This window comes from Thiomicrospira microaerophila (assembly GCF_023278225.1).
In the GTDB taxonomy this organism is placed as follows: domain Bacteria; phylum Pseudomonadota; class Gammaproteobacteria; order Thiomicrospirales; family Thiomicrospiraceae; genus Thiomicrospira; species Thiomicrospira microaerophila_A.
The window spans coordinates 2,207,213-2,231,830 of record NZ_CP070959.1 but is presented as its reverse complement, the minus strand read 5'-3'; the positions used below and the strand labels follow the sequence as shown (position 1 = coordinate 2,231,830).

25 protein-coding genes and 1 riboswitch are annotated in these 24,618 nt (G+C 46.4%); of the genes, 10 read left to right on the top strand and 15 right to left on the bottom strand.

Features of this window, described 5'->3' with window-relative positions; translation table 11 throughout:
• Positions 1–3: 3 nt before the first annotated feature.
• The 5 genes from thiC to JX580_RS10830 form a co-directional block, all read right to left on the bottom strand.
• Positions 4–1,881, bottom strand: coding sequence for a phosphomethylpyrimidine synthase ThiC (thiC, locus tag JX580_RS10850; protein ID WP_248850557.1), 1,878 nt, complete (start codon positions 1,879–1,881; stop codon positions 4–6).
• 272 nt (positions 1,882–2,153) lie between these two features.
• A riboswitch (TPP riboswitch) is annotated at positions 2,154–2,263 on the bottom strand.
• Between the two features lie 241 nt (positions 2,264–2,504).
• Positions 2,505–2,795 carry a type II toxin-antitoxin system RelE/ParE family toxin gene (locus JX580_RS10845; protein ID WP_248850556.1) on the bottom strand — a complete coding sequence of 97 codons (291 nt, stop codon included), beginning with the start codon at positions 2,793–2,795 and terminating at the stop codon, positions 2,505–2,507.
• Positions 2,792–3,025, bottom strand: coding sequence for a type II toxin-antitoxin system ParD family antitoxin (locus JX580_RS10840; protein ID WP_248850555.1), 234 nt, complete (start codon positions 3,023–3,025; stop codon positions 2,792–2,794). Before JX580_RS10840 ends, JX580_RS10845 begins: the two co-directional genes overlap by 4 nt.
• A gap of 113 nt (positions 3,026–3,138) precedes the next feature.
• Complete coding sequence (locus JX580_RS10835; RefSeq protein ID WP_248850554.1) at positions 3,139–3,465, bottom strand: type II toxin-antitoxin system PemK/MazF family toxin; 327 nt, start codon at positions 3,463–3,465, stop codon at positions 3,139–3,141.
• 20 nt (positions 3,466–3,485) lie between these two features.
• Positions 3,486–3,734, bottom strand: a complete 249-nt coding sequence (locus JX580_RS10830; protein WP_248850553.1) for a hypothetical protein — start codon at positions 3,732–3,734, stop codon at positions 3,486–3,488.
• Between the two features lie 252 nt (positions 3,735–3,986).
• On the opposite strand from JX580_RS10830, the gene JX580_RS10825 reads away from it, so the two are divergent.
• The 10 genes from JX580_RS10825 (at position 3,987) to JX580_RS10780 (ending at position 15,400) form a co-directional block, all read left to right on the top strand.
• Positions 3,987–5,069 carry an HD domain-containing phosphohydrolase gene (locus JX580_RS10825; protein ID WP_248850552.1) on the top strand — a complete coding sequence of 361 codons (1,083 nt, stop codon included), beginning with the start codon at positions 3,987–3,989 and terminating at the stop codon, positions 5,067–5,069.
• 14 nt (positions 5,070–5,083) lie between these two features.
• Positions 5,084–5,479, top strand: coding sequence for a response regulator (locus JX580_RS10820; RefSeq protein WP_248850551.1), 396 nt, complete (start codon positions 5,084–5,086; stop codon positions 5,477–5,479).
• Positions 5,480–5,503: 24 nt separating this feature from the next.
• The gene (locus tag JX580_RS10815; protein ID WP_248850550.1) at positions 5,504–9,616 is read left to right on the top strand and encodes a response regulator; all 4,113 of its coding nucleotides are present in this window, start codon (positions 5,504–5,506) and stop codon (positions 9,614–9,616) included.
• Between the two features lie 77 nt (positions 9,617–9,693).
• Positions 9,694–10,797: a tRNA (uridine(54)-C5)-methyltransferase TrmA gene (gene trmA / locus JX580_RS10810; protein ID WP_248850549.1), complete on the top strand. Its 1,104-nt coding sequence runs from the start codon at positions 9,694–9,696 to the stop codon at positions 10,795–10,797.
• A complete protein-coding gene (locus JX580_RS10805; protein WP_248850548.1) occupies positions 10,773–11,558 on the top strand; it encodes a sulfite exporter TauE/SafE family protein in 786 nt (261 codons plus the stop codon). Before trmA ends, JX580_RS10805 begins: the two co-directional genes overlap by 25 nt.
• 107 nt (positions 11,559–11,665) lie before the next feature.
• Positions 11,666–12,040 carry an endonuclease domain-containing protein gene (locus JX580_RS10800; RefSeq protein ID WP_349251690.1) on the top strand — a complete coding sequence of 125 codons (375 nt, stop codon included), beginning with the start codon at positions 11,666–11,668 and terminating at the stop codon, positions 12,038–12,040.
• A 126-nt stretch (positions 12,041–12,166) separates the two neighbouring features.
• Positions 12,167–12,964, top strand: coding sequence for a tRNA 2-thiocytidine biosynthesis TtcA family protein (locus JX580_RS10795; RefSeq protein ID WP_248850546.1), 798 nt, complete (start codon positions 12,167–12,169; stop codon positions 12,962–12,964).
• The gene (locus JX580_RS10790) at positions 12,951–13,838 is read left to right on the top strand and encodes a lysophospholipid acyltransferase family protein (RefSeq protein ID WP_248850545.1); all 888 of its coding nucleotides are present in this window, start codon (positions 12,951–12,953) and stop codon (positions 13,836–13,838) included. The genes JX580_RS10795 and JX580_RS10790 overlap by 14 nt, the downstream gene beginning before the upstream one ends.
• A gap of 65 nt (positions 13,839–13,903) precedes the next feature.
• Positions 13,904–14,923, top strand: coding sequence for a diguanylate cyclase (locus JX580_RS10785; protein ID WP_248850544.1), 1,020 nt, complete (start codon positions 13,904–13,906; stop codon positions 14,921–14,923).
• 96 nt (positions 14,924–15,019) lie between these two features.
• Complete coding sequence (locus JX580_RS10780) at positions 15,020–15,400, top strand: response regulator (protein WP_248850543.1); 381 nt, start codon at positions 15,020–15,022, stop codon at positions 15,398–15,400.
• On the opposite strand, the gene polA is transcribed toward JX580_RS10780, so the two are convergent.
• The 10 genes from polA to JX580_RS10730 all read right to left on the bottom strand — a co-directional run bounded on the left by polA (position 15,397) and on the right by JX580_RS10730 (position 24,532).
• The gene (polA, locus tag JX580_RS10775) at positions 15,397–18,198 is read right to left on the bottom strand and encodes a DNA polymerase I (protein WP_248850542.1); all 2,802 of its coding nucleotides are present in this window, start codon (positions 18,196–18,198) and stop codon (positions 15,397–15,399) included. The genes JX580_RS10780 and polA overlap by 4 nt on opposite strands.
• A 41-nt stretch (positions 18,199–18,239) precedes the next feature.
• A complete protein-coding gene (locus JX580_RS10770; protein WP_248850541.1) occupies positions 18,240–18,605 on the bottom strand; it encodes a type II toxin-antitoxin system VapC family toxin in 366 nt (121 codons plus the stop codon).
• Positions 18,602–18,826, bottom strand: coding sequence for a hypothetical protein (locus JX580_RS10765; RefSeq protein ID WP_093447551.1), 225 nt, complete (start codon positions 18,824–18,826; stop codon positions 18,602–18,604). Before JX580_RS10765 ends, JX580_RS10770 begins: the two co-directional genes overlap by 4 nt.
• Before the next feature lie 88 nt (positions 18,827–18,914).
• Entirely contained in the window at positions 18,915–19,457 is a 543-nt protein-coding gene (locus JX580_RS10760; RefSeq protein WP_248850540.1) for a Uma2 family endonuclease, read from the bottom strand.
• Between the two features lie 168 nt (positions 19,458–19,625).
• Positions 19,626–20,063, bottom strand: a complete 438-nt coding sequence (gene fliS / locus JX580_RS10755) for a flagellar export chaperone FliS (protein WP_248850539.1) — start codon at positions 20,061–20,063, stop codon at positions 19,626–19,628.
• A gap of 93 nt (positions 20,064–20,156) precedes the next feature.
• The gene (purT, locus tag JX580_RS10750; protein WP_248850538.1) at positions 20,157–21,338 is read right to left on the bottom strand and encodes a formate-dependent phosphoribosylglycinamide formyltransferase; all 1,182 of its coding nucleotides are present in this window, start codon (positions 21,336–21,338) and stop codon (positions 20,157–20,159) included.
• Entirely contained in the window at positions 21,335–22,042 is a 708-nt protein-coding gene (gene mtnN, locus JX580_RS10745; RefSeq protein ID WP_248850537.1) for a 5'-methylthioadenosine/S-adenosylhomocysteine nucleosidase, read from the bottom strand. The genes purT and mtnN overlap by 4 nt, the downstream gene beginning before the upstream one ends.
• Positions 22,039–22,560 carry an S-ribosylhomocysteine lyase gene (gene luxS, locus JX580_RS10740; protein WP_248850536.1) on the bottom strand — a complete coding sequence of 174 codons (522 nt, stop codon included), beginning with the start codon at positions 22,558–22,560 and terminating at the stop codon, positions 22,039–22,041. The genes mtnN and luxS overlap by 4 nt, the downstream gene beginning before the upstream one ends.
• A gap of 85 nt (positions 22,561–22,645) precedes the next feature.
• Positions 22,646–23,977, bottom strand: a complete 1,332-nt coding sequence (locus tag JX580_RS10735; protein ID WP_248850535.1) for an ATP-binding protein — start codon at positions 23,975–23,977, stop codon at positions 22,646–22,648.
• Between the two features lie 18 nt (positions 23,978–23,995).
• Positions 23,996–24,532: a heme NO-binding domain-containing protein gene (locus JX580_RS10730; protein ID WP_248850534.1), complete on the bottom strand. Its 537-nt coding sequence runs from the start codon at positions 24,530–24,532 to the stop codon at positions 23,996–23,998.
• Between the last annotated feature and the right edge of the window lie 86 nt (positions 24,533–24,618).

Sequence of the window (24,618 nt, the reverse complement as noted above, 5' to 3'; positions counted from 1 at the left end):
GATTTAAGCTTTCTTTTTAAGCTGGTCAACCGGCACCGAAATTTCGCCGCCGAGTTCTTTAAAGGTGCGTGCTTGTTCAGCCATGCCGGCTTCTAACGCCGCCTTTTCATCCACGCCCATTTGGTCGGCGTAATCGCGCACTTCTTGACTGATTTTCATTGAGCAGAACTTCGGCCCACACATGGAGCAGAAGTGTGCCACTTTGGCCGAATCACGCGGTAGCGTTTCATCGTGATAGGCCATCGCACGTTCTGGGTCAAGACCGATATTAAACTGATCCATCCAGCGAAATTCAAACCGCGCTTTACTCATCGCATCATCGCGATGACGTGCGCCCGGATGACCCTTGGCCACATCCGCAGCATGGGCGGCGATTTTATAGGCCATTAAGCCTTCTTTAACGTCCTCACGGTTCGGCAAACCCAAATGTTCTTTCGGCGTGACATAACACAGCATCGCCGTGCCGTACCAACCGATCATCGCCGCACCTATGCCCGAGGTGATATGGTCGTAACCCGGTGCAATATCGGTGGTCAACGGGCCGAGCGTGTAAAACGGTGCTTCGTGACATAGCTTGAGTTGCAAATCCATGTTCTCTTTTATCTTGTGCATCGGCACATGCCCCGGGCCTTCGATAATGGTTTGCACATCGTGTTTCCACGCGATTTTGGTTAGTTCACCGAGCGTTTGCAACTCAGATAACTGGGCTTCGTCATTGGCATCGGCAATCGAACCCGGACGTAAACCGTCACCCAACGAGAAACTGACATCATAGGCTTTCATGATTTCGCAAATGTCTTCAAAGTGGGTGTAAAGGAAGTTTTCTTTATGATGCGCCAAACACCATTTCGCCATAATCGAGCCGCCGCGCGACACAATGCCGGTCACCCGTTTGGCGGTCATCGGCACATAACGCAATAACACCCCGGAATGGATGGTGAAATAATCCACGCCTTGTTCGGCCTGCTCAATCAAGGTGTCGCGGTAAACCTCCCAAGTCAGGTCTTCGGCAATGCCATTGACCTTTTCGAGCGCTTGATACAAAGGCACGGTGCCGATCGGCACTGGCGAATTGCGGATAATCCAATCGCGGGTGGCGTGAATGTTTTTGCCGGTTGATAAATCCATTACCGTATCGCCGCCCCAGCGGGTTGACCAGACCATTTTATCGACTTCTTCGGCAATCGACGAGGTAATCGCCGAGTTGCCGATATTGGCATTAATTTTGACCAAAAAGTTACGGCCAATAATCATCGGCTCGGATTCGGGGTGATTGATATTGCACGGAATTACCGCACGTCCTGCGGCGACTTCATCACGCACAAACTCTGGCGTAATCAACTCAGGCAAATTTGCGCCAAAGCTTTCGCCTTTTAGGCGTGCTTCGCGTTCCGCATCAATCACGTCTTGGCGACGTTGGTTTTCACGAATCGCGATAAACTCCATTTCCGGCGTGATAATACCTTGGCGGGCGTAGTGCATTTGGGTGACGTTTTTGCCTGCTTTGGCACGTAGCGGTGTGCGTTTCAGGCCTTGTTCGGCTTTGAGCAGTTCCGCCGGTACATCGGTTTCACGCTTATAACCGTTATCGACCGCTTTAAGCTGACGACCTTCATAGCCTTCGACATCATCACGCGCCGCAATCCAGGCCTGGCGAATCGCCGGTAAACCTTGAGTTAAATCAATGTCAGCAGTCGGATCGGTATAAGGGCCGGAGGTGTCATACACTGTCAGCGTTTCGCCATTGGTCAGTTCGATTTCGCGCATCGGCACGCGGATGTCGGCGTGGATTTCGCCGGGAATGTAGATTTTTTTCGACGCCGGAAACGGATTGCGGGTGATTTCGCTATGTTCAGCGGTGTATTTAGTGTTTTGAGTCATGTTTTTCTCCGGTTATGGATTTACCACAGAGACACGAAGTTTATTGAGTTTTCTGTCATCGCGAGGCCAAAGGCCGTGGCGATCTCCAGAGATGGCTTCGCTCCGCTCGCCATGACGACTGGCAACGTAGTGGTTTTTGCCAAGCACTGTAAAAAAATTCGTGCCTTCGCGTCTCTGTGGTAAAAATTTAAAGGCAGAAAAACAGCGTGAAAAGTCGGTTTGGATCACCGGAGGCATTCAGAAACGGCGGGAGGACTAGAGTTAAAACACGCCGATTAAATGATTCTCTTCCCTACGCTGGTTCTAACCAGTTCAAGTTCAGCGGGTTAGGTCTAAGACCTTCTCAGCGTTCGCAAAAGCAAACGCACCCCGAGAGATGTCATGCAGATTAAACTTGCTTAGCAAATTTGTCAAGTACCCGGTCGGGTGGATTAAATCTTAGAGATGGAATCTACAATTTAGCCCGAACGTTTCATGAATTTGTGCTGAGATTGCGCAGTGCATTGGTTTCACAAGGAAATTTTCGAAGAAGCGCCGTATCCATGATTACGGCCGACTGAGAAAATATTTCTTGTGGAATCAAGGAGCAAGCAAGGTCGGTGCAAATTTGTGAAATATTCGGGTTAGGGGAGGTGTTTCGTTATATCCATCTGCTGGTGAAGAATGCGAATGACGGTGATCGTGTCTAAAGCCTGTTTAAAAAAGATGACGTGTGAACCGGATTGAATCTTGCGGTAACCCGCTCGAACAAAATCGATGTTCTGTGAAGGGTTATAACTGGATTTTAAACTTTCAATAGTTTGCCAAATGTTGCGAATATAGGTTTCAGCTTGCACTGTACCCCATTGTTGGCAGGTATAGTCCCAAATATCGCTTAAATCCTGCTGCGCTTTGGGCTTAAACTCAATTTTCATTGCGCGGTTTGTTTTTTAGCATTAATAAAAGTCTCTAAATCAAACTCACTGGCAACACCGGACTTTTCACCTTCTATTAACGCTTGGCGTAACGCAGCCATTTTTTGATGATCTTGCCGAATCAGATCCCGAACATAATCCGAAGCATTGGCATAAAGACCGGACTGAACCGACTCTTCAACCCAGTTTTTCATTTGATCCGGTAGCGAAATATTCATGGTCGCCATCATCTTCTCCTATAAAATCGACGCCTCCAGATTATGGCAATCTTTGTCATAAGTCAATATGTGGTTGATAAATATCGGCTGCTTGGCACCAGGCCTGCTGGTTTAGTTATCTGAGTTCAGAGCGCTAAATGCTGCTTTAGTTTTTGTTTAACTTCGGTGATTTCGCCTTCTTGGAGCTGGGTTAAAACCAAGTCTTGCTGAATACGCGAAAGATCAAGGGTGCAGAGTTCGTTAATGCAAATTTCGCTGGTTTGTTTTAGGTGATCGCGCGCCTCAATCTGAACACGCAATCGACCTCCGACTAGGCTTGTGGTCAGTGGAATGACAGTGACACCTTTAAAATGCACCTTGTCTAAAACACGATTGGCTAGGTTATTTTGAATGACGAGTGCCGGTCTATTTTTGCCAAATTCGCTGTTATATTGCGTGCCGAAATTGACCAAATAAATCTAGCCACGTAGAATCATTTCGCTAAATCCTCTGTCACCGTTTCAATCTCTTTAAATTCGGCATAAGCATCCGCCCCCAAAGCCTTGGCGTTTTTGCGCAAATACAATTCGGCTTCGATTTGCTCTCGAACTGTTTCGTATAAATCAATCGGCAATAACACGCTTTTTAACATATGTTTACGTCCGTCTTCGATATACAGAATCTCGGACGAGCTGAGCAAAGCCGGTTTGCGTAAGATGTCGGAGGAATTAACTACTTGCATCGTTAAGCTCTATATTTGATTTATTAGATTCATATTGTACATGTATCAATGAATCATATCTATGTTTATTATAAGGTTATTTAAACAGATACCAGGCCTGCTTAGCTATATATTTGCAGGTTTTCTGGCAGGCTGGAGTATGAATAGCTACCCGACAATAAATTTTTTACGCCCAGTTAACGCTTTGTTATAATCCATAAAGCTGATGTTTAAATAATAGAAGCACGATTTTATAATGAAAGAGATGGTTCTATGACATCTATAAATGCCCCCGTTATTTTATGTGTAGATGATACCCCCGCTAATTTAGCTTTGTTGAATGGCCTTTTAGAGCAGGATTATCAAGTTAGATTGGCGAACTCAGGTCTTAAGGCGCTAAAGCTATTGGAGCGTCAATCGGTTGATTTGATTCTACTTGATGTGATGATGCCGGAAATGGATGGCTATGAGGTTTGTCAACGCCTAAAAACCCAAGCCAGCACCCAAACGATTCCGGTATTATTTTTAACGGCCTTAAACAAAACTGAAGACGAGCAACGTGCTTTGGCCGCTGGAGGTAGCGATTTTATTACCAAGCCGATTAATCCGGATGTTTTGCAGGCCAGAATTCATACTCATCTCCAGTTAAAACGTTATCACGACAGTCTTCGACAGCAAAATCAAGACCTTGAGGCGCGACTTGAAAAACGTTTAAGTGATATTTATAACCTGCAGGACGCCACCTTATCAGTCATGATCTCTCTTGCTGAGTTTCGTGATGAAGATACAGGTATGCACATTAAACGCACCCAGCATTTTGTTAAACTTATTGCACAACAAGCGCAGCGCAGTCTTCCCCACCTTCAGTTAGAAGATACTGAAATTGAATTGATGACCCGCTGTGCTCCGTTACATGATGTGGGTAAAATCACGATTCCGGATCATATTTTATTAAAGCCCGGCAAGTTAACCGACGATGAGTTTGAAGTGATGAAAAGTCATGCACAAAGAGGCTATGAGATCCTTGAATCAGCGGCTAGATCAATGGGAAGCTATGGTGATTATTTAGAAATGGCCAAGTCGATTGCGATTAGCCATCATGAAAAATGGGATGGTAGCGGCTATCCGAATCAATTGAGCGGTAAAGCGATTCCTTTGGCCGGACGATTGATGGCGTTGGCGGATGTATATGATGCGTTACGGTCTGAAAGACCCTATAAAGCCGCTTTTGAACATACTAAGGCACTTGAGATCATGCAGACAATGAGTGCTAAACATTTTGACCCCGAACTTTTTGCTTGTTTTGTAAGTATTGAAGATCAAATTCTTGCCATCAGTCAGCAGTGGGCTGACTAATAACGAACCAAATTATGTCAGATAAACCAAAAGAAAATACACAACTCTCTATTTTGATTGTCGATGACACCCCGCAAATGTGCCGCCTAATCAGCTCGTTGCTAAAGGGTGAGGGCTATCAAAAAGTCTCGGTTTTAACCAGTCCACAAAAAGCCCTGAGCCTTTTGCAAAAACGTGCGTTTGATTTGGTTTTGTTGGATAACAATATGCCGGAAATCAGTGGGGTGGCATTGCTTGAACAACTAAAACAGATTCCGCATCTTGCACAAACCAAATATATTATGATTACCGCTGATACTGCTGCTAGTGTGGTGCAAACGGCGATAAAAGCTGGTGCGGATGATTTTATTGTCAAGCCGTTTAGCGCAAAAACCCTAGCCGATAAAATTGCGCGTTTATGTCCTAATTAAATTTCAAATCCTTAAGGCTTACCCATGAAAAAAGCAAGTAATCTGTTAACCCGGCAGCTAGCCACGGCCTTTGTGATTACGCTTGTCATGGTGTTGGCCATGTCAATATATGCAATCAGTTTAATTAAAGAACACCGCGCATATCTGTCCAAGCTTGAGAGTTTACCGACCTTGATTGATTATGGTTTTGCCTTAACGCAAGAGTCAAGGCGAAGCTATGTCATGAGCAAAGTACCGGAAATACTTAAGCGTGAAGAATTAGAGGGTTTGCGCAGGCAGACGGATCTACTGGCTCAGCAGGCTTTTCAAACCCTATTGTTTAAGCAAGCACAGGCAGACCGTGAGTATTTGCAAAAGCTTGCACTAGATTATCAAAAAACACGCGAAGCCTTGGATCAGTGTGTCGAAACAGCGGGTGACTGTGCTGCGTTTGGTAGCGAGCTAAAGCTACAGGCGACCAATTTACATGCTCACTTGAATGGCTCTATTACCCATCTGTTTTTTCAAACTCCAATTGATAGTCAGGTTGTAACTGATCATATGACCTTAATGCGGATTTATTTGAATTATCGTCAAGCAGTATCAAATTTATTAAGTACCATTTGTGTGATGGACATGGACGCTAGGCTTGATCACAAGGCGGCTTTGGCGACACGTTTGAATGCAGCCGAGTTACAGTTTAATAAGCTGGCCTATTTGTTTGAAACCCATCAACATAGCTTCTCAGCAGACTTGCTGGGGCGGGTCGCTGAGGATACCTTGGCTTATCAAGGTATTAAAACCGACTATACTCAGCCTCTTTTAGAGGGGCGTTATCAATCCAATCCAGACATTAACTATGGTGTAGAGGTTTCTCGACCTTTTTATTTACAGCTAAATCAAACGATTCAGCAGATTGAGCTGGCGCTTGTTGCCAGTTACAAGCAGCGTTTTTTTGAACAAACTGCCAAGCGCGTAATGCTTATTTTGAGTGCGTTACTGTTACTTGTTTTGTTATTTGTAAATGGCCGTGGAATTCGCCGTCAAGCCATTGTGCCTTTGCAAGAAAACGAGGCGATTTTAAATTCAGCCGCAGCAGGGATTATTCAAATAAACCCTAAAGGCGAAATTATCCGAGTTAACCCGGCTGCGTTGAGGTTGTTTGGTTATAGTGAATCGGAATTGCTGGGTCAGAATGTGAAGCTGTTAATGCCACAATCCTTTGCGGTGCATCATGACCAGTATCTTGCCAACCAGATGAATACCGGGGTCAATAAAATTATCGGCACCGGACGCGAGGTGACGGCATTAAATAGTGCAGGTATTGAATTTCCGATTCATCTGGCGATTAGCCGAGTGGATACCGACCAAGAATCAAGCTTTATAGGGTTTGTAACGGATCTTAGTGAGCGAGAGGAAAGCCGCAAAGCCACGGAGTTACGTAATAAGTTATTGGCTGCGTTAAAAAAAGCAACCGAAGAGTTTGTGGCGATTACCGATAACCAAGATCAGGTTTGGGATGATTTGTTACACAGTCTATTAGAAATTACCGACAGTGAACAGGGTTTTATTGGCGAGGTGTTGTTTCGCGAAGGCGGTGAGCGTTGCCTTAAAATCCACACGATTACCAATATTTCGTGGGATAAACCGTCTTACGAACTCTATGAAAAACTCAAAAGCCAAGATATGTTGTTGTGCAGCAGTGAAACCATGATTGGCATGGCAATGTATCAAGAGCAGATTATTATTGGCAATGACATGCAAAACGACCCGCGTGGCGGTCATACACCGCATGGTCACCCGCCCTTGCGCAAATACATGGGCGTTCCTATTTTCCAAGCTGGTGAGCTGATTGGTGTCTATGGTATTGCCAACAGCCCGGATGACTATTCGTTGGATTTAGCAGAGTTTTTAGAGCCGTTTAATAATACCTGTGGTGTACTGATTGCCAGTTTACGCCAAGCCACAGAGCAAAAGGAGTTGTTGGAAAAGCTTGAAATCGAAAAACGCAATGCGGAGCAAGCAGCGGTTACAAAATCAAACTTTTTGGCGAATATGAGCCATGAAATTAGAACACCGATGAATGCGATTTTAGGCATGTCGCATTTAGCATTAAAAACACAACTTGATGCAAAACAGCGCGATTACATTGAAAAAATTAAACGTTCGGCAGACGGCTTACTGACAATCATTAATGATATTTTGGATTTTTCAAAAATTGAAGCCGGTAAACTTGAAGTCGAAGAAATAAAGTTGGATATCGAGCAGTTGGTTCAGGATGCGTTATTGCCGGTTCAGGTCGCCGCGCGGGCAAAGCGCTTGGAAATTGTGGTCGATATTGCACCGGAGTTAACCGCTTGTTATGCGTCTCAAGTTTATGGTGATGCAACAAGGATGGTCCAGATTTTAATTAACCTGCTTAACAATGCCGTAAAGTTTACCGATCGAGGTTATATTCGGCTTAAGGTTAGGTTTGATGAAAGCAGTTGGATGCTGAGTTTTGTGGTAGAAGATACCGGCATCGGCATGACAGAAAGCCAAATGCAGAAATTATTTTCCGAGTTTTCGCAGGCTGATGCCAGCACAACGCGTAAATATGGTGGAACCGGATTAGGTTTGGCGATCTCTCGCAATTTGGCGCGCTTAATGGGCGGTGATTTAACGGTAACCAGTCAACCGGGTGTTGGAAGTCGATTTACCTTCACAACGAATGTTTGTTTTGAAAATCAACCTTGCCATTCTAATTGCCAAGCACTTGAGCAAACAGCGCTGATTGTTGATGATCATCCACTTGCGGCTCAACAGGTTGCTAATCAATTAAGCTTGTTTGGGATTAAAACCACTCTGCTGGATTCGGCTGAGGATGTAATGTTGTACCTCGCAAGCCCTAACGCTGCTCCCGATTGGATTTTTATTGACTGGCAGATGCCACAAACCGATGGTATAGCCCTGTATCAGCAGATTAAGCAGCACTATCCGGATTGGGCAGCGCGTTGCGTGTTAATGTCGTTTTACGATTGGTCAGACCTGCAAGATGCCGCTCAAAGCCAAGGGATTCAACAGGTTATTATGAAACCGGTGTTTGTCACGTCCTTGCGTCACTTGTTATTTGGGGTGTCCGAGGAGAATAGCGGGCCAATGATAGAGGGCTATCCTGATCTAAAGGGTAAACGCATTTTATTGGTTGAAGATAATCCAATTAACCAGCAAATTGCGCAAGAATTTTTGGCAGAAACCAAGGCGGAAGTCATTGGTGCAGAGAATGGTGAGGTTGCTGTCTTTCTGCTGACTGAAAGTGGGCAAGCCTTTGATCTGGTGCTGATGGATATTCAAATGCCGGTGATGGATGGCTTGACAGCGACCCGTGAAATTCGAGCGGCGGGGCTGGATATTCCGATTATTGCCATGACAGCCCATGCGTTTGAGGAGGAGCGTCAGCGCTGTGAAGCGGCAGGTATGAATGCCCATTTTTCCAAGCCGATTATCCCCGAACGCTTGTATACGTTATTGGCAGATTGGTTGGATGCAACTGATTTCATTCAGGCCGACCAGGTTGAAAGCTCTGATTTGGATTCAGCCTTACAGCAGATCACCGCGTTAGATCTGGCTAGTTTGAAGCGTAATCTTGGGGCAAAACCGGATTTATTAGTTTCATCTTTGTGCGATTTCTCTGGTCGTTATCAGTTGGGTCTTATTAAGTTGCAACAGGCTTTAAAGTTTGAAGACCAAGCTGACTCTTTATTGAAGGCTCATACTTTAAAAGGCTTAACGGCTACGCTCGGTTTCGTTGAATTTGCAAAGCGTTTGGCGGGCATTGAAACAAAGGTTAAAGCAGAACAGCTTGGTCAGGCATTGGCCTTGTTGGACGAAGGATTTTTGCATGACTATCAAGTTGCTTTAAGCGCCCTGGATGGGTTTTGTCAGCAGCATGTTGCGCAAACCGATGATGAGGTCATTGTTGACCCTGCAGAGTGGCCAAGCATTTTATCTGCTTTTAAAAGCCATCTAGATGACTTTAGTGGTTCGACCCTGGCCTATTTTAATGAACATAAAGCCTATTTTGTTGAATACTTGGGTAAGGCGAGTGTGCAACAAATTGAAACACTATTGGATGATTTTGAGTTTGAACAGGTGTTGGCTTTGTTAGCCGATGTCTAAAGGGCAATGCACGCTAGTTTTATCTCTTAACCTATCAGCGGTTATAATAGCTTTTTTATTTAGGTTGAGGGTAAGCTGTGCTCTGTCAGGTTTTTCCAAATAATTATCAGCAACAACTTGATGAGAAGCGTCAGCGGCTCACCAGTTTGATTCCTTCAATGGCTGATAACCTCAGTGTTTTCGCTTCGCCGCCAGCGCATTATCGCCAACGTGCTGAGTTCCGAATTTGGCACACGCCTGAGCGTTTGTTTTATGCGATGTTTGATCCGGCGAATCCGAAGCAGCCGGTTGAGGTTGAAGCCTGCCCGATGGCCTGCGAAGCGATAGATCAATTGATGCAGCCGTTATTGGCGCTGATTAGCCAAAATGAAGTCTTGAAAAACGGGCTGTTTGAAATCGATTTTTTAGCGACCCTAAGCGGTGAAATGCTGGTCACTTTAATTTATCGGCGTAAACTCGATGAGCAGGCCTGGTTGCAAGCGGCGCAGGGTTTGCGCGAAGGCTTGCCGATTAATCATCTTATCGGCCGCAGCCGTAAACAAAAAATCCTGCTTGACCAGGATTTTGTTATTGAGCGTTTACGGGCTGATAACCAGGCCTGGTTGTTTCAGCAGATTGAAAACAGTTTTACCCAACCGAATGCACAGATGGCGCAGAATATGTTGGCTTGGGCGCGTGAGCAAAGCCGCAAGATTGTCGCCGATCAAGCTAGCGATTTACTGGAGCTATATTGCGGTAATGGGCATTTTTCAATTGCGTTAGCGGATATTTTTGACAAGGTATTGGCGACAGAGATTTCAAAGTCTTCGGTCAAATCTGCGCAGTTTAATTTAGCGCAAAATCAGATTGAAAATGTCACCGTGGTTAAGATGGCCGCCGAAGAGGTTGCGCTGGCATTGCAAGGTCAGGCGTTTAACCGTATGGCTGACGTGGATTTGAACCGCTATAACTTTAAAACCATTTTTGTCGATCCACCGCGTTCAGGGTTAGATGATTTAACCCGTGGCATGGCGGCTAACTATCAGCATATTTTGTATATCTCCTGCAACCCGGACACTCTCGCACGGGATTTAGAAACCCTGCTGCAAACGCACCAGATACAAGCGGCAGCCTTGTTTGATCAATTCCCCTATAGTCACCACCTTGAATCTGGGGTGTGGCTGACGAGAAAACCGGCATGATTCTAGCCTGGATCGGCGCACTGATTATTGGGGTTACGCTGGGCTTGTTAGGTTCTGGCGGCTCGATCTTGACGGTGCCGGTGTTGGTGTATCTGGTGGGGCAAGACCCAAAAGTGGCAATGGCCGGCTCGTTAATGATTGTGGCGTTAATTTCGCTGTTTGCCGCCTGGCCTTATGCGCGTCAAAAAACCATCGATTGGCGGCTGGTGGCTTGGTTTGGCCTACCAGGACTGGTAGGCGCGGCTGGCGGGGCTTGGCTGGCGCATTTTATCGATGCGATGGTGCAGATGTTGATTTTCGCGGCCTTGATGTTAAGCGCTGCCTATTTGATGTTTAAACCGATGGATTTAAGCCATCCGCCTAAAGTGCGCGCCAACACAAAAATTGTGGCCGATGGCCTGGTCGTGGGTGCGTTGACCGGGCTTGTCGGTGTTGGCGGTGGGTTTTTAATTATTCCGGCTTTAGTACTGCTGGGCGGGTTATCCATGCGTTTGGCGGTGGGTACCAGTCTGGTGATTATTGTGATGAAATCGCTGGTTGGCTTTGTGGTGTACCTCGATGTGCTGGCGGCGCAAGATCTGGCGATTGATTGGGCGATTATTATTAAATTTAGTTTGTTGGGGATTCTAGGCGGTTGGTTAGGTCATAAAATCAGTGATAAATTTGATCAACAAAAATTGCGCCAATTTTTTGCCGTGTTTTTAGTTTTAATGAGCCTGTTTATTTTATACCAAAAACTACCAGGCCTTTTGATAGGTTAGTTGAGCTTTTCAAACATTCTAACAGGTAGCGGCTTTGGTGCATTGGCGAAAATTAACAGGCTTGTACAAAGCAGCTCCCCTCCCTTAATGGGAGGGGTTGGGGGAGGGTGAATCGGGTGTTAAAGCAAAAACCAATCCTTACACAACGTGCTCGCACCATGCGAAGGTACTCGACGCCTGCAGAAGCTACGCTATGGCACTATTTGCGATCACGGCAGCTCGCTGGGCTAAAATTTAGGCGTCAGCAACCGTTTCAAAATTATATTGTTGATTTTATTTGCCACGAAATTAAGTTTATTATTGAATTGGATGGTGGGCAGCATAATCAAGTTGAAAATCTGACTAGAGATCAAAAGCGAACACAGGTGTTCGAGGCGCAAGGCTATGAGATTATGCGATTCTGGAATAATGAAGTCTTGTTAAATACTGAGTCAGTGGTCGAAGTTATTTATCAAGTTTGTGTTAAGAAAATGGCTGGTTAGTTCACCCTCCCCAACCCCTCCCATCAAGGGAGGGGCTTTTGTACTGACACCTCCATTAATGGGAGGGATTTTGGGGTGATACGCGATATAAATTAAAGGGTCAGCAGGCCTTGTAATGGGAGAGTAATGGAACAAGAAATCAAAAAACCGAAGCCGTTAAAGCCGCCGAAAAAAATTTTGCAACCGGTGGGCAGGGCGATCGCGCAGTTTGGTATGTTGCGTGATGGTGATCGGGTGTTGCTCGGTTTATCGGGCGGAAAGGATTCGCTGGCATTATTGATGGTGCTTAAACATTTACAGCGTCATGCGCCGATAAAGTTTGAGCTGGCGGCCTGCACGATTGACCCTGAAATTCCGGGGTTTGATCCTTCCCCTTTGAAAGCGTTTTTAGCTGAGCTTGAGGTGCCGTATTTTTATGAATCCGAGGATCTGGTCGCACTGGCAAACCAATATATGAAAGGCGACTCATTTTGCAGTTTTTGTTCGCGTCATAAGCGCGGTAAACTCTATACCGTGTGTCGGCGAGAAGGTTATAACGTGCTGGCGTTGGGGCAACATTTGGATGATCTGGCCGAGAGTTTTATGATGTCGGCGTTTAATGCCGGTCAGTTGCGCACCATGAAAGCCCATTATTTGAATAACGAAAAAGACATTCGGATTATCCGTCCGTTTGTGCGGGTGCGTGAAAATCAAACGCGGGATTTTGCGGCAGCGGCAGATTTGCCGGTGATTCCGGATAACTGTCCGGCCTGTTTTGCCAAACCCCAAGCACGTCAGCAATTTAAACAGTTGCTGTTAGAGCAAGAAAAAACCAATAAACACCTGTTTGCTAATTTATGGACCGCGATGCAACCGCTGATTGCGGATGACAATCATGCCGGACTAGCAGGCCTGGTTGATGAGGGTAAGGATGAAGAAGAATAACAAGCAAAAACCAATTCAAGGCGTACTATTTAAAGGAATTATTCGTTTCTTTTCTTGGTTTCCCCTTCGTTGGAATCATCGATTAGGTGCGGCAATCGGTTGGTTGCTTTGGCGAACTTCAAACAAGGCGAAACGTGTCGCTGAAAAAAATATCACAAAGGTTTTTCCAGAGTGCTCGCAGCAAGAGCAGAGCGCCTTGGTCAAGCAAACGCTAATTGAAACCGGCAAAACCTTTAGTGAACTTGGCCCTCTTTGGCTATGGCCTAAGGAGCGGTTATTACCTTTGGTTAAGCGCGTTGAGGGTGAAGACCTAGTTACCCAAGCATTTGAGCAGGGTAAGGGTGTTATCGTCTTGTCACCGCATATTGGCGCATGGGAAATGATGGGCTGGTATTGGTCAGTTTATTATCAGATTACCAGTTTATATCGACCACCGCGAATCGGCTCAATTGACGGCTTTATGCGCCATGTGCGCGAGCGAGCAGGCGCAAACCTGGTGCCTACAGACTTATCCGGCGTTAAAGCCTTGCGCCGTGCATTAAAGGCGAATCAAATGATCGGCATTTTACCGGATCAAGACCCCGGCAGCAGTGGTGGCGTGATTGCCCCCTTCTTTGGCCAGCCGGCGAATACCATGGTGCTGGTATCCAAGCTAGCGGCCAAAGCCCAGTGCCCGATTTTCTTTACCTATGCTGAACGCTTAGCCAACGGCGAGGGCTATGTTTTGCACATTAAGCCTGCATCATCAGCGCTTGCCAGCTTGGATGAATTTGAAGCCGCCTGCGCCCTCAACCAAGGTGTCGAAGCCAGCGCGCGCCATTTGCCCAGCCAATATCAATGGACCTACAACCGATTCAAACTGCCAAGAAACTAAATTTTGGCAGGCTTGCTTGGTCTTTGGAGACTCAAGAAATAAATGAGTGTGAGGTTTTTTTATAAATGTCAGAGATAAGTAGCTATAACGCAGCGCAGACAGAAGCGCTAAATTTCTTTCATCGGTATCTTGATGTGTTATTTGAGCAGCGTGATCTTGAGGGCGTTCTGAGTCTACTTGATGAGGCGATGACGGGGTTTGGAACCGGAGCGGGTGAGGTGGGTCAGAATCGAGAGCAGAGTATTGCGCTTTATCGCCATGATATTACTCATGCTCCGAATCCGATTTATTATCAAATTAACCAGCAACAGCTTGTCAGTTTGGTAGATCATCAAGCTTATCAATTTAGTGCGGTTTTGCGTTTAGAGACTGAGATTTTAGCGCAGCAGTTGGTGTTTAACCACTTGCGCATTACGTTAATTGGGGTCAAGAAAAATGGTCAATGGTCACTGGTGCACCTCCATGCTTCTTTTCCTACCAGTGAACATTGTGATGACGAACCCTATCCAGTAAAAGAATTGGAAGAGCGTAATGCTTGGCTTGAAAAACGAGTGAAAGAAAAAACCCATGCGTTGGAAGATGCATTGGTTCAACTTAAAAAAGTTGCTGAAACTGATAAGCTGACAGGCCTTTACAACCGTCACTATACCGATAGGTTGTTGGCATTTTGTATTGAGCAGGCCGAGGGTTTCGCGCAGACCTTTTCAGTTTTATTGATAGATGTCGATCTTTTTAAACGGGTGAATGACCAATATGGTCATTTAATCGGCGATAAGCTGTTGATGCAAGTCAGTGAGCGTTTACAAATGCATTTACGCAAAGATGACAGTATTGGGCGTTGGGGTGGCGAGGAATTTTTAATCATTTGTCCCCAGTTGAATGCGCAAGATGCCAGCCTCTTGGCTGAGCGAATTTGCTGTCAGATTGCAAGCAAGCCGTTTGACAGGGTGGGGCAACAAACATTAAGTATTGGTGTGACCAGTTATCGAGTGGGTGATGATTTTGATCATTTGATTTCACGAGCTGATTCAGCGCTTTATCAGGCGAAAAAACAAGGTCGTAATTGCGCAGTCACTCAGGTTTAAACGGACTATAAGTAAACACTACGCTGGCATCAATAAGTTTGTAGTTCTCTTTAGGCGGATTTATCGTTAAGATAGCTAGATGACAAGGAGAAGACTATGCGAATATTGGCGGTAGATGATAGTGTTTCGATTCGTGAGTTGGTTCGTTTGGTACTAAATGCTACCGAAGGTGTGGCGCATGTCGATACCAGTGATTCGGCTGACGCGGCGTTAGACTTGATCAAATTGAACCCTTATGACTTGCTAATTGTCGATTGGTTTATGCACCCAAAGTGTGGGGCAAGTTTGTTGGCTGAAATTAAGCAACAACCTCAGTTTGCTAATTTACCGGTGATTGTGTTGTCGGCAGATCAGGAAAATGAATCACGCCATCTAGCTAAGCAATTAGGCGCGACCGGTTGGATGACCAAACCCTTTCATCCACAGAGGCTTCAGGATCTGGTCTTGTCATTTCACCCAAACAAGCGCAGGAACTAGTGCGCTTGATCCCAGTTATCGCCTTCGCCAATTTCTACAATTAACGGCACGCTGAGTGACATCGCGCTTTCCATAATGCGCTTGATCTCCAGTTTGGCCTGTTCAAGTTGCTCGGTTTTGACTTCAAACACCAGTTCATCGTGTACCTGCATCAGCATCCGAATATCTAACTCACTTTGCTCAATCCATTGATCTAGGCGAATCATTGCTTTTTTAATAATATCCGCCGCCGTGCCTTGCATCGGCGCGTTGATTGCGGTGCGTTCGGCATGTTGTTTGCGCGGTCCGCGTGCTTTAATGTCCGGCAGATAAAAACGCCGTCCGGCCAGGGTTTCGACATAGCCATAATATTCGGCATCGGCCTTGGTGGTGTTCATATAGGTTTTTACGCCCGGATAACGATCAAAATAACGGTCGATATAGGCCTGTGCCAGCCCACGGTCTATGCCCAGTTGATTGGCTAAACCAAACGCCGACATGCCGTAAATCAGCCCGAAATTCACCGCTTTGGCACTGCGGCGTTGTTCCGGCGTGACTTCGTCTAGCGGCATGTCAAAAATTTCAGCCGCGGTTGCTTGGTGAATATCGCGCCCTTCGGCAAAGGCTTGCACCAGGCCTGGGTCTTCACTCAGATGCGCCATAATGCGCAATTCGATTTGTGAATAGTCGGCGGCTAGCAGTTGATAACCCGACCTGGCGATAAACGCCTGGCGAATGCGACGCCCTTCGGCGGTGCGAATCGGAATGTTCTGCAAATTCGGTTCGGTGGACGATAAGCGCCCGGTCGAGGCCACCGCTTGCTGGTAAGAGGTATGCACGCGCCCGGTGTCGGGGTGGATTTGCTTGGGTAGCGCATCGGTGTAGGTGGATTTGAGTTTGGCTAGGCTGCGGTGTTGAGTAATCACTTTGGGCAGTTCATGGCCTTGTTCTGCCAGCTCTGCCAACACAGGTTCGGCGGTCGAAGGCACGCCTTTTGGGGTTTTTTTGATGACCGGTAGCCCCAACTGGTCGAATAGAATGTCTTGCAGTTGTTTCGGTGAGCCGAGGTTAAATTCTTGTCCGGCCAGGCGGTAGGCCTCTTCTTCCAACAGATTGATTTTTTCTGCCAGCTCGCCGCTTTGAATTTTTAGCAGGTCTTTGTCGATGAGCATGCCGTGACGTTCCATTTTTGCCAATACCGGCAAGAGTGGCATTTCTATGTCGTTTAAAACCGGCACTAGGTCGGGTTTTTCGGTCAGTTGTGGATAAAGGGTTTGATGCAATTGCAGGGTAATATCGGCATCTTCCGCCGCATAGGGCGCGGCCTGGTCGAGTTCAATCTGGTTAAAGGTTTTTTGCGCCTTGCCTTTGCCGGCAATGTCTTCAAATTTAATCGTGGTTTTGTGCAAATAGTGTTGCGCCAAATCGTCCATATTGTGGCGGGTCGCCACTGAATTCAGCACATAGGATTCAAGCATGGTATCAAACGCGATACCGCGTAATTGAATGCCGTGATTAGCGAGGATATGCCAGTCGTATTTGAGATTTTGGCCGATTTTTTGTGGCGTGTCAGACTCCAGCAGCGGTTTAAGTTTGGCGAGGGTAGCCTCAAAATCAAGTTGAGTCGGAGCACCGTCATAATCATGTTTCAACGGCAAATAGGCGGCTTCGATTTTGCCGTTTTGTTCTAGCGCAAAACTCAGCCCAACCAATTGCGCTTGCATGGGCTCAAGCGCGGTGGTTTCAGTATCCAACGCAAACAGTTCGGCTTGTTGAAGTTTATTAAGCCAGTTGTCGAGGCTAGTCGCGTCCAAAATCGTTTGATAGTCGGCTGATTCAAAGGTTTGGGTTGGCCTAGTGCTTGTTACCAGGCCTGGTGATGGTGTATTGTCAATGTTTGCCGCGTTTTTCGGCGCAGGTTTAGCATGGTGATTGACCTGTTTGCTAAACGGCAATTGACCGTCTTCCAACTGTTTCAGCCAGTTTTTAAATTCATATTCGGCAAACAGGGTTTTAAGCGTTTCAATATCGGCTTCATCGCGTTTTAAATCCGGCAGGTTAATCGGCAACTCACAATCGGTGCGAATGGTGGTTAAGGTGCGTGACAAGGGCAAATGCGGAATATGTTCACGCAGGGTTTCGCCTATTTTGCCTTTGATGTCATCAGCATGGGCAATCAAGTTATCCATCGTGTCATAAGCGGTGAGCCATTTCACTGCGGTTTTCGGTCCGCACTTGGGAATGCCGGGAATATTGTCGGAGGTATCGCCCATTAGCGCCAGGTAATCAATAATTTGATCAGGGCGAATGCCAAACTTTTCCACCACCTTATCCGGTGTCATCAGGGTATTGGTCATGGTGTTAATCAGGGTGATATGTTCATTCACCAATTGCGCCATGTCTTTGTCGCCGGTTGAAATCAACGCATCGCGCTGGGCTTGGGTGGCTTGCACCGCCAGCGTGCCGATCACGTCATCCGCCTCAACGCCTTCAATCACCAGCAGCGGCAACCCGAGGGCTTTGACAATCTGATGAATCGGCTCGATTTGCACCCGTAATTCATCCGGCATGGGTGGGCGATGCGCTTTGTATTCGGGATAAAGATCGTTACGGAAGGTTTTGCCCTTGGCATCAAACACCACCGCCATAAATTCCGGTTGATAGGTTTCCAATAGCTTGCCAATCATATTGGTGACGCCATAAATCGCGCCGGTCGGGTGACCGTCTTTATTGGTCAAAGGCGGCAGCGCATGAAACGCGCGGAATAAATAAGACGAACCATCAACAAGAATAATCGGAGCAGAATGTGTGTGCGACATGGGAAACCTTAATAACGAAGTCTATAAATGAAAGAGTGATTTTAGATGATAACCAGGCCTGGTATAAAGCGAAAATCTTTTAAATTGTAGGTGAACAATGGCAATGCGTGCTCAAGACAGGTTGCGGCAATTAGCGCATCGGGTATATCGAGTGCATGGCTTTTAGCAAAACCGGCAATTAGCTCAAGGCCTCGTTCGCTGCTGGTTTGATCTAAATGGATGAGCTTAAATTTTTCAAGGAATGCCTGAAGTTTTATTAACTCTTTTTTATCGCGTGCGCCGTAAAGCAGTTCCATGGCACTGATGCTACTGATTGCAAAACCTACGTTCAGTTGTTGCAGTTTATTAAGTGTTTCACGATTATTTTTTAAAATCTCAATTAATACATTGGTATCAAGACAAATCATCGCCAAGCCTGTTCACGTAAGGCGTCTTGGCTAATGTCGCGATCTTGCCACATGCCGGCAAATTCTGAAAAATCAGGTGCTTCGCTCGCGTTTTTGGCTTTAGCTAAATCCTTCGCCAATACGTCACGAATATAGCCTGATATAGAGGTGTTTGCTTGCTTGGCTTGTTGTTTCAGCGCTTCAAAAAACGCCTCTTCAAAATAAATTTGGGTTCGATGCATGGCTTAAACTCACGTGTTTACATACATTGCTAATATACATTGTTAATCTGTTTGAAACAACCAGGCCTGGTGTTTTTGGCAAACTGGTTTAAATCTGTGAAAAATCGAAATCTAGCTGACAGCCGTTATCCAAATCAAATGTCAGGGTGTCCTTGTGCAGGGTTTCGGTGAGCATTTGATATTCGCCCTCGACCAGGTGATAAATTTCAGCTAAACCGGTTGCCGGATCGACCATCACATAATATTTCACAGCCTGTTGTTGATAGAGATTGAACTTCACACCCCGGTCGCGGTGCTTAGTACTCGGCGACAGCACCTCAAAAATAATGCTCGGGGTGCGATTAATAAATTGTGCATCGTCAGGCAGATCGCACACCACCGCATTATCCGGGCAGACGACCGTATGGTCGTCAATGCGCCAATCGGTGGCTAACACAGCGTGACATGCCTGACAATTTTTTAGGTTTTGTAGCAATTGTGTGTGGATGTAGCCACTGGTATTCTGATGCCCTAACCCTAATGCGGGTGATGGACTCATCGCATAAGGGATGCCATCAATTAATTCCCAACGATCTTCCCAACCGAGATAATCTTGGTAGCTGTATTTTTCTGTTGGTTTTACGAGTCCCATGTTCACTTCCTCCACAACCAGGGCTAGTTATTAAGTATAACAAAGTCTTATGCTGACTCATGAATCAATTTAAAAAGTGCCTAACTATAGGATTGGTGGATTGGGTGAATAATAGGGGCTTTAGGGGAAATATCTCGCCATTCGGGATGGCGAGATGGGGGAGCGGCATTATTGGTTCAGGTCAAGTTCGCCGCTGGCTTTTAGCATCTCAAACCAAGCGTCACGTAACTCGGTCATGATTTCAATCGCGTTATCCAATTGCTCGGTCGCTTTTTCATACACTGCGTCTTGTATGCATTGGTCAGCATATTGGTATAGGGCTTCTAAATCATAAGCCAAGGGGGTTTGATCGCTGAGGTATAGGCGGTCACGCAAAGCATCAATAATGGTGGTAATACGACCCAGGTGAAAACCTTTTTCAACCATTGAGTGGCTGTCGTGACAGACTCTGGCAAGAATGGCCTTATCCACCGCGCCTTGTAACAGCATTAAAACGGTTTTACGCGGGTTATCGGCCAAGACTTTTTCAACGTCAGGTTGACGGGTATATTCTTGAAGCAATGCGCCTTCAATCGCATGCGCTTCGGTATGTAAGCTTGTGTTCATAGGTTTGATTCCTTGTGTGTTAGCTATAGGGCTAGCACCTCTATCTTGAGGTGTTTAAAACACAAGGAATAAAGCACTAATTATGCCAGATTGCTAAAACTCTACCTTAACGGCTGCGGCCGCTGTTGTCGCTTTTTCAATGGCCTGTTCGAGGGTTGCAGCGCGAGCAAGCGCCACGCCCATACGGCGACGACCGGCAATTTCTGGTTTACCAAACAAGCGCAATTGAGTGTCGGGTTGGGCTAGGGCTTGTTCTAAACCGCTAAACTGTGTCTGCTTTGAATGGCCTTCCGGCAGAATAACACAAGATGCTGACGGCCCATGCTGCTGAATATTCGGGATGGGTAGCCCAAGAATGGCCCGAACATGCAAAGCGAACTCTGAGAGGTCTTGAGAAATTAAGGTCACCAAGCCGGTATCGTGGGGGCGTGGTGAAACTTCACTGAAGATCACCTGGTCACCTTTCACAAACAGTTCAACCCCAAATAATCCCCAGCCGCCTAATTCGGTGGTGACCTGCTCTGCCATGCGTTCTGCTTCTGTTAAAGCCGCCGCAGACATAGGGTGAGGTTGCCATGACTGGCGATAGTCGCCGTCAATTTGGATGTGGCCAATCGGTGCGCAAAAGCAGGTGCCTTGTTTATGACGAATCGTTAGCAGGGTGATCTCGTAATCAAAGTCCACAAAGCCCTCGACAATTACCTTGCCTTTGCCGGCACGACCGCCTTCTTGCGCATATAACCAGGCCTGCTGAATTTGATCCGGCGATTTAATGGTGCTTTGGCCTTTTCCTGAAGAGCTCATAATCGGTTTGACCACGCAGGGCAGTCCGATTTCTTCGATAGCTTGGTTAAATTCAGCCTCGGTTTGTGCAAACCGATAGGCTGAAGTTTTAAGTCCCAGGGTTTCGGCGGCTAAACGGCGAATCCCTTCGCGGTTCATGGTTAATTGTGTAGCGCGTGCGCTCGGTATCACATTAAAACCTTCGGTTTCAAGTTCGGCCAAGGTGTCGGTAGCAATCGCTTCTATTTCAGGAACAATGTAGTGGGGTTGCTCCTGTTCAATTAACTGACGTAAAGCCATGCCATCCAGCATGTTAATAACATGGCTTCGATCGGCAACTTGCATCGCTGGAGCATTCGGATAACGATCCACCGCAATCACTTCAATGCCAAAACGTTGGAGTTCGATCACAACTTCTTTGCCAAGTTCGCCAGCACCGCATAACATGACTCGGGTTGCGGTCGCTGAAAAAGGGGTACCAATTATGCTCATTGAGCCTCCAAATCATACTGATGAATCATTTCTAATACCACGCGGGTCGAGTGGTCTGCAGCCTGGGCTAAAAACGCATCAAAGGCCAATACATTTTCTTTGCCGGCAATATCTGACAAGGCTCGAATCACGACAAACGGGGTGGCAAAGCGATGGCAAACTTGAGCGACCGCAGCCGCTTCCATTTCACAGGCAATCATTTCAGGGAATTTACCACGGGTATTCGCGACATCCTCCGCAAGGTGCATGAAACGATCACCGGTAGCAATCAGGCCGTGCATATGGCTGACTTCGCCTAGGGCTTCAATCGCGGATTGGGCGCGTTTGATTAATTCTGCATCCGGCACAAAGCAGGCTGGCAAGCCGGGTACTTGACCAAAGGCATAACCAAACGGAGTGACATCGACATCATGATGGCAAACGGATTGACTGATAACAATATCGCCAACCTCAAGGTCGGTGTGGAAGCCTCCTGCGGAGCCGGTATTAATCACGGCTTTAGGCGCGAAACGGTCAATTAAAATCGTTGTGCTCATCGCCGCATTCACCTTACCAATTCCGGAACGAAGCAGCACGATTTTTTGCTGACCGATGTGACCATGATAGAACTCAAAGCCGGCGATGGTTTCGGTGGTGAGGTTTTGAATTTTTTCGCGCAATAGAATAACTTCTTCTTCCATTGCCGCGATAATTGCTAGCGTCATACTGCGTTACCCAGTGCGCGTAGTTTGTCGTCAGCCAACAACATGTTTTGGTTGTGCATTACGCCGACGCCTTTGTTTAAAATGTCTTGCGCTATCTGTTTGGCTTCTTCGAGTGAATGCAATTCGCAGGTACCGCATTGATAGACATTTAATTCAGGAATGTCTTGTTCGCTTTTAACATCAAGCACGTCCTGCATGGCTTTTTTCCATGCTTCGCCGACACGTTGTTCATCGGGGGTACCGATCAAGCTCATATAGAATCCGGTGCGACAGCCCATTGGCGATACATCAATAATTTCGACGCCATTGCCATTCAGATGCTGACGAATAAAACCGGCAAAAAGGTGCTCTAGAGTATGAATACCGCGCTCGCCCATGATTTCTTCATTCGGCTTACAAAAGCGCAGATCAAACACGGTAATGGTGTCACCTTTAGGCGTAGTCATGGTTTTAGCAACACGCACGGCAGGGGCCGGCATAATGGTGTGGTCAACGCGAAAGCTGTCTAGTAATGGCATCGGGATATCCTTAGTGGCTGATTAAAAACAAGGTTAATATTCTAACAAAACCCAGTCAACTGCTGGGAAAAGAAATGCGCTGAACTTACCAGGCCTGGTGCTCGTTGATTGCATTTTGTAGTGTATTCAGTGTAATGGGTTTGGTTAAAAAACCATTCATTCCAGCGTCAAAACAGGCTTTTTGATCTTCCTGAAAAGCATTAGCGGTCAAGGCTAAAATAATCGGTTGGTGAAGATGAGCCAATGCACGAATAAAGCGCGTTGCCGATAGCCCGTCCATTTTTGGCATTTGCATATCCATCAGCACAAGATCAAAGTTTTGTTGTTGTAGCTTTTCTATCGCTTCTAAACCGTTATTGGCGGTTTGTGGTTGAATCTGGAGTTTTTCAAGGTATTTGACCACTAGCATTTGATTGATGGGGTTATCCTCAACGACGAGGGTTTTAAGGTGGCTGAAATCCACTGTATCGCTAGCAGAAATTGTGTTTTTGTGAAGGGCCTGGCTGGGTTGTGCATAAAACTCAAAACAAAATCGGCTGCCTTCGCCCGGTTCACTCTCCACCCAGATACGCCCTTGCATCGCTTTAACAATATGTGAACAGATGGCTAGACCCAGACCCGTGCCACCAAACTGTCGAGTGATGGAGGAATCGGCTTGTTGAAAAGCTTGAAACAGACTCTGCTGGGCTTGATGGCTAATGCCGATGCCTGTGTCTTCTACTTGAGCTTGCCAGCTATGGTTATCTGAAGTGGCAACTAGCCGAACAGTGACGGAACCCTGTTGAGTGAATTTAAGGGCATTTGAGATTAGGTTGAAAAATAGCTGACGTAACCGAGTTGGGTCACCGATTATCCATTGTGGCACCTGAGGGTCGATTTCAAGCTTAAAGGCTAGATGTTTGTCGTCAAACTGAGGTTTAAAAATAAAGGCCAACTCATCAAGCAGCTGTTTAGGGTTGAGTGGAATCGACTCGAGTTCCAGTTTTCCAGCTTCTATTTTTGAATAATCCAGAATGTCATTAATTAGGCTTAAAAGGTTTTGGCCGGAGCTTTTTAGCACATTGAGGTAGTTGCGCTGTTCCTCTGAAATATCGGTATGAAGCAGCAGGTCGGTCATGCCGATTACGCCGTTCATCGGGGTGCGAATTTCATGGCTCATGGTTGCTAAAAAATTGCTTTTGGCTTTAGTGGCGGCTTCAGCGCGCTCAAGCGCTTTACGAAGGTCTTCGGTGCGTTCAAGCACTATTTGTTCTAGGTTGTTGGCCTGTTGTTGCAGCGCAAGGTTGGTTTGATAAAGCGCAAGGCTTTTTTCTTCCAGAAGTCGCTCGGCTTCTTTGCGCGCCCGTTTTTCTCGATCAAGCCTGCCTTGCAACCTTTGCACGAGTTGGCTGGTTTCGGCTGTCGTGTCTTGAATCATTAGACTGGCCTTGTAGCTTTATACCGCCTGACGACTTACTGTAAAGCGGGTTGTGTCGGGGTTGAGTTCAAGTCGTGCAACCTCTAGGTTTTCACCAAAATGCGCACCGCATCCTTTAATTAGCCCTTCGGCTAGATCCGAAAAATGCCGCGGTGACTGGTAATCCATAATCAGTGTATCGCCATCAAAATGACAGTCAAATTTGGGCAGTTGCGCGTCAGGATAAAGTTTAATAACCTCCGCATGGATAATGTCTTCAATGCCTGAAAGAAAGGTTAAGGCATCAGGGACATCGGTAAAAAAGCTTGGATAGTTGTTAGCGAACACACTAAAAACATGCTCCCCAAATACCTTAACCAGCGTATCAACCGGAATGTCGGTGCGTTTAGATAGGGCTACGACCATATCCACCAGTTCTTGGTGGTCGTAGGTGCCAACCGCAGTATAGGCGCCGCCGGATGCGGGTTGGGCGTCGTCTATAATATCGTCAACCATATCGGCTGAAAACTTAGCTTCTACCATGTCTAAAAATTCGGTAAATACCATGCCTTTCATTCTGATGCGCCTCTTTAGTCTTTTTGGTTAAATTTTGATTTTAGCACGAAGTGTAGCATTTTTTAGTTATCCCTTTCTGCGATATC

Coding starts and splice junctions, on each gene's coding strand:
- JX580_RS10790 (WP_248850545.1), top strand. CDS start 12,951: ATGAAGAAGAATAACAAGCAAAAACCAATTCAAGGCGTACTATTTAAA.
- JX580_RS10845 (WP_248850556.1), bottom strand. CDS start 2,795: ATGAAAATTGAGTTTAAGCCCAAAGCGCAGCAGGATTTAAGCGATATT.
- JX580_RS10830 (WP_248850553.1), bottom strand. CDS start 3,734: ATGCAAGTAGTTAATTCCTCCGACATCTTACGCAAACCGGCTTTGCTC.
- JX580_RS10825 (WP_248850552.1), top strand. CDS start 3,987: ATGACATCTATAAATGCCCCCGTTATTTTATGTGTAGATGATACCCCC.
- JX580_RS10780 (WP_248850543.1), top strand. CDS start 15,020: ATGCGAATATTGGCGGTAGATGATAGTGTTTCGATTCGTGAGTTGGTT.
- JX580_RS10785 (WP_248850544.1), top strand. CDS start 13,904: ATGTCAGAGATAAGTAGCTATAACGCAGCGCAGACAGAAGCGCTAAAT.
- thiC (WP_248850557.1), bottom strand. CDS start 1,881: ATGACTCAAAACACTAAATACACCGCTGAACATAGCGAAATCACCCGC.
- JX580_RS10820 (WP_248850551.1), top strand. CDS start 5,084: ATGTCAGATAAACCAAAAGAAAATACACAACTCTCTATTTTGATTGTC.
- JX580_RS10730 (WP_248850534.1), bottom strand. CDS start 24,532: ATGAAAGGCATGGTATTTACCGAATTTTTAGACATGGTAGAAGCTAAG.
- JX580_RS10815 (WP_248850550.1), top strand. CDS start 5,504: ATGAAAAAAGCAAGTAATCTGTTAACCCGGCAGCTAGCCACGGCCTTT.
- mtnN (WP_248850537.1), bottom strand. CDS start 22,042: ATGACGCTAGCAATTATCGCGGCAATGGAAGAAGAAGTTATTCTATTG.
- luxS (WP_248850536.1), bottom strand. CDS start 22,560: ATGCCATTACTAGACAGCTTTCGCGTTGACCACACCATTATGCCGGCC.
- JX580_RS10760 (WP_248850540.1), bottom strand. CDS start 19,457: ATGGGACTCGTAAAACCAACAGAAAAATACAGCTACCAAGATTATCTC.
- JX580_RS10795 (WP_248850546.1), top strand. CDS start 12,167: ATGGAACAAGAAATCAAAAAACCGAAGCCGTTAAAGCCGCCGAAAAAA.
- polA (WP_248850542.1), bottom strand. CDS start 18,198: ATGTCGCACACACATTCTGCTCCGATTATTCTTGTTGATGGTTCGTCT.
- JX580_RS10765 (WP_093447551.1), bottom strand. CDS start 18,826: ATGCATCGAACCCAAATTTATTTTGAAGAGGCGTTTTTTGAAGCGCTG.
- fliS (WP_248850539.1), bottom strand. CDS start 20,063: ATGAACACAAGCTTACATACCGAAGCGCATGCGATTGAAGGCGCATTG.
- JX580_RS10840 (WP_248850555.1), bottom strand. CDS start 3,025: ATGATGGCGACCATGAATATTTCGCTACCGGATCAAATGAAAAACTGG.
- JX580_RS10735 (WP_248850535.1), bottom strand. CDS start 23,977: ATGATTCAAGACACGACAGCCGAAACCAGCCAACTCGTGCAAAGGTTG.
- purT (WP_248850538.1), bottom strand. CDS start 21,338: ATGAGCATAATTGGTACCCCTTTTTCAGCGACCGCAACCCGAGTCATG.
- JX580_RS10770 (WP_248850541.1), bottom strand. CDS start 18,605: ATGATTTGTCTTGATACCAATGTATTAATTGAGATTTTAAAAAATAAT.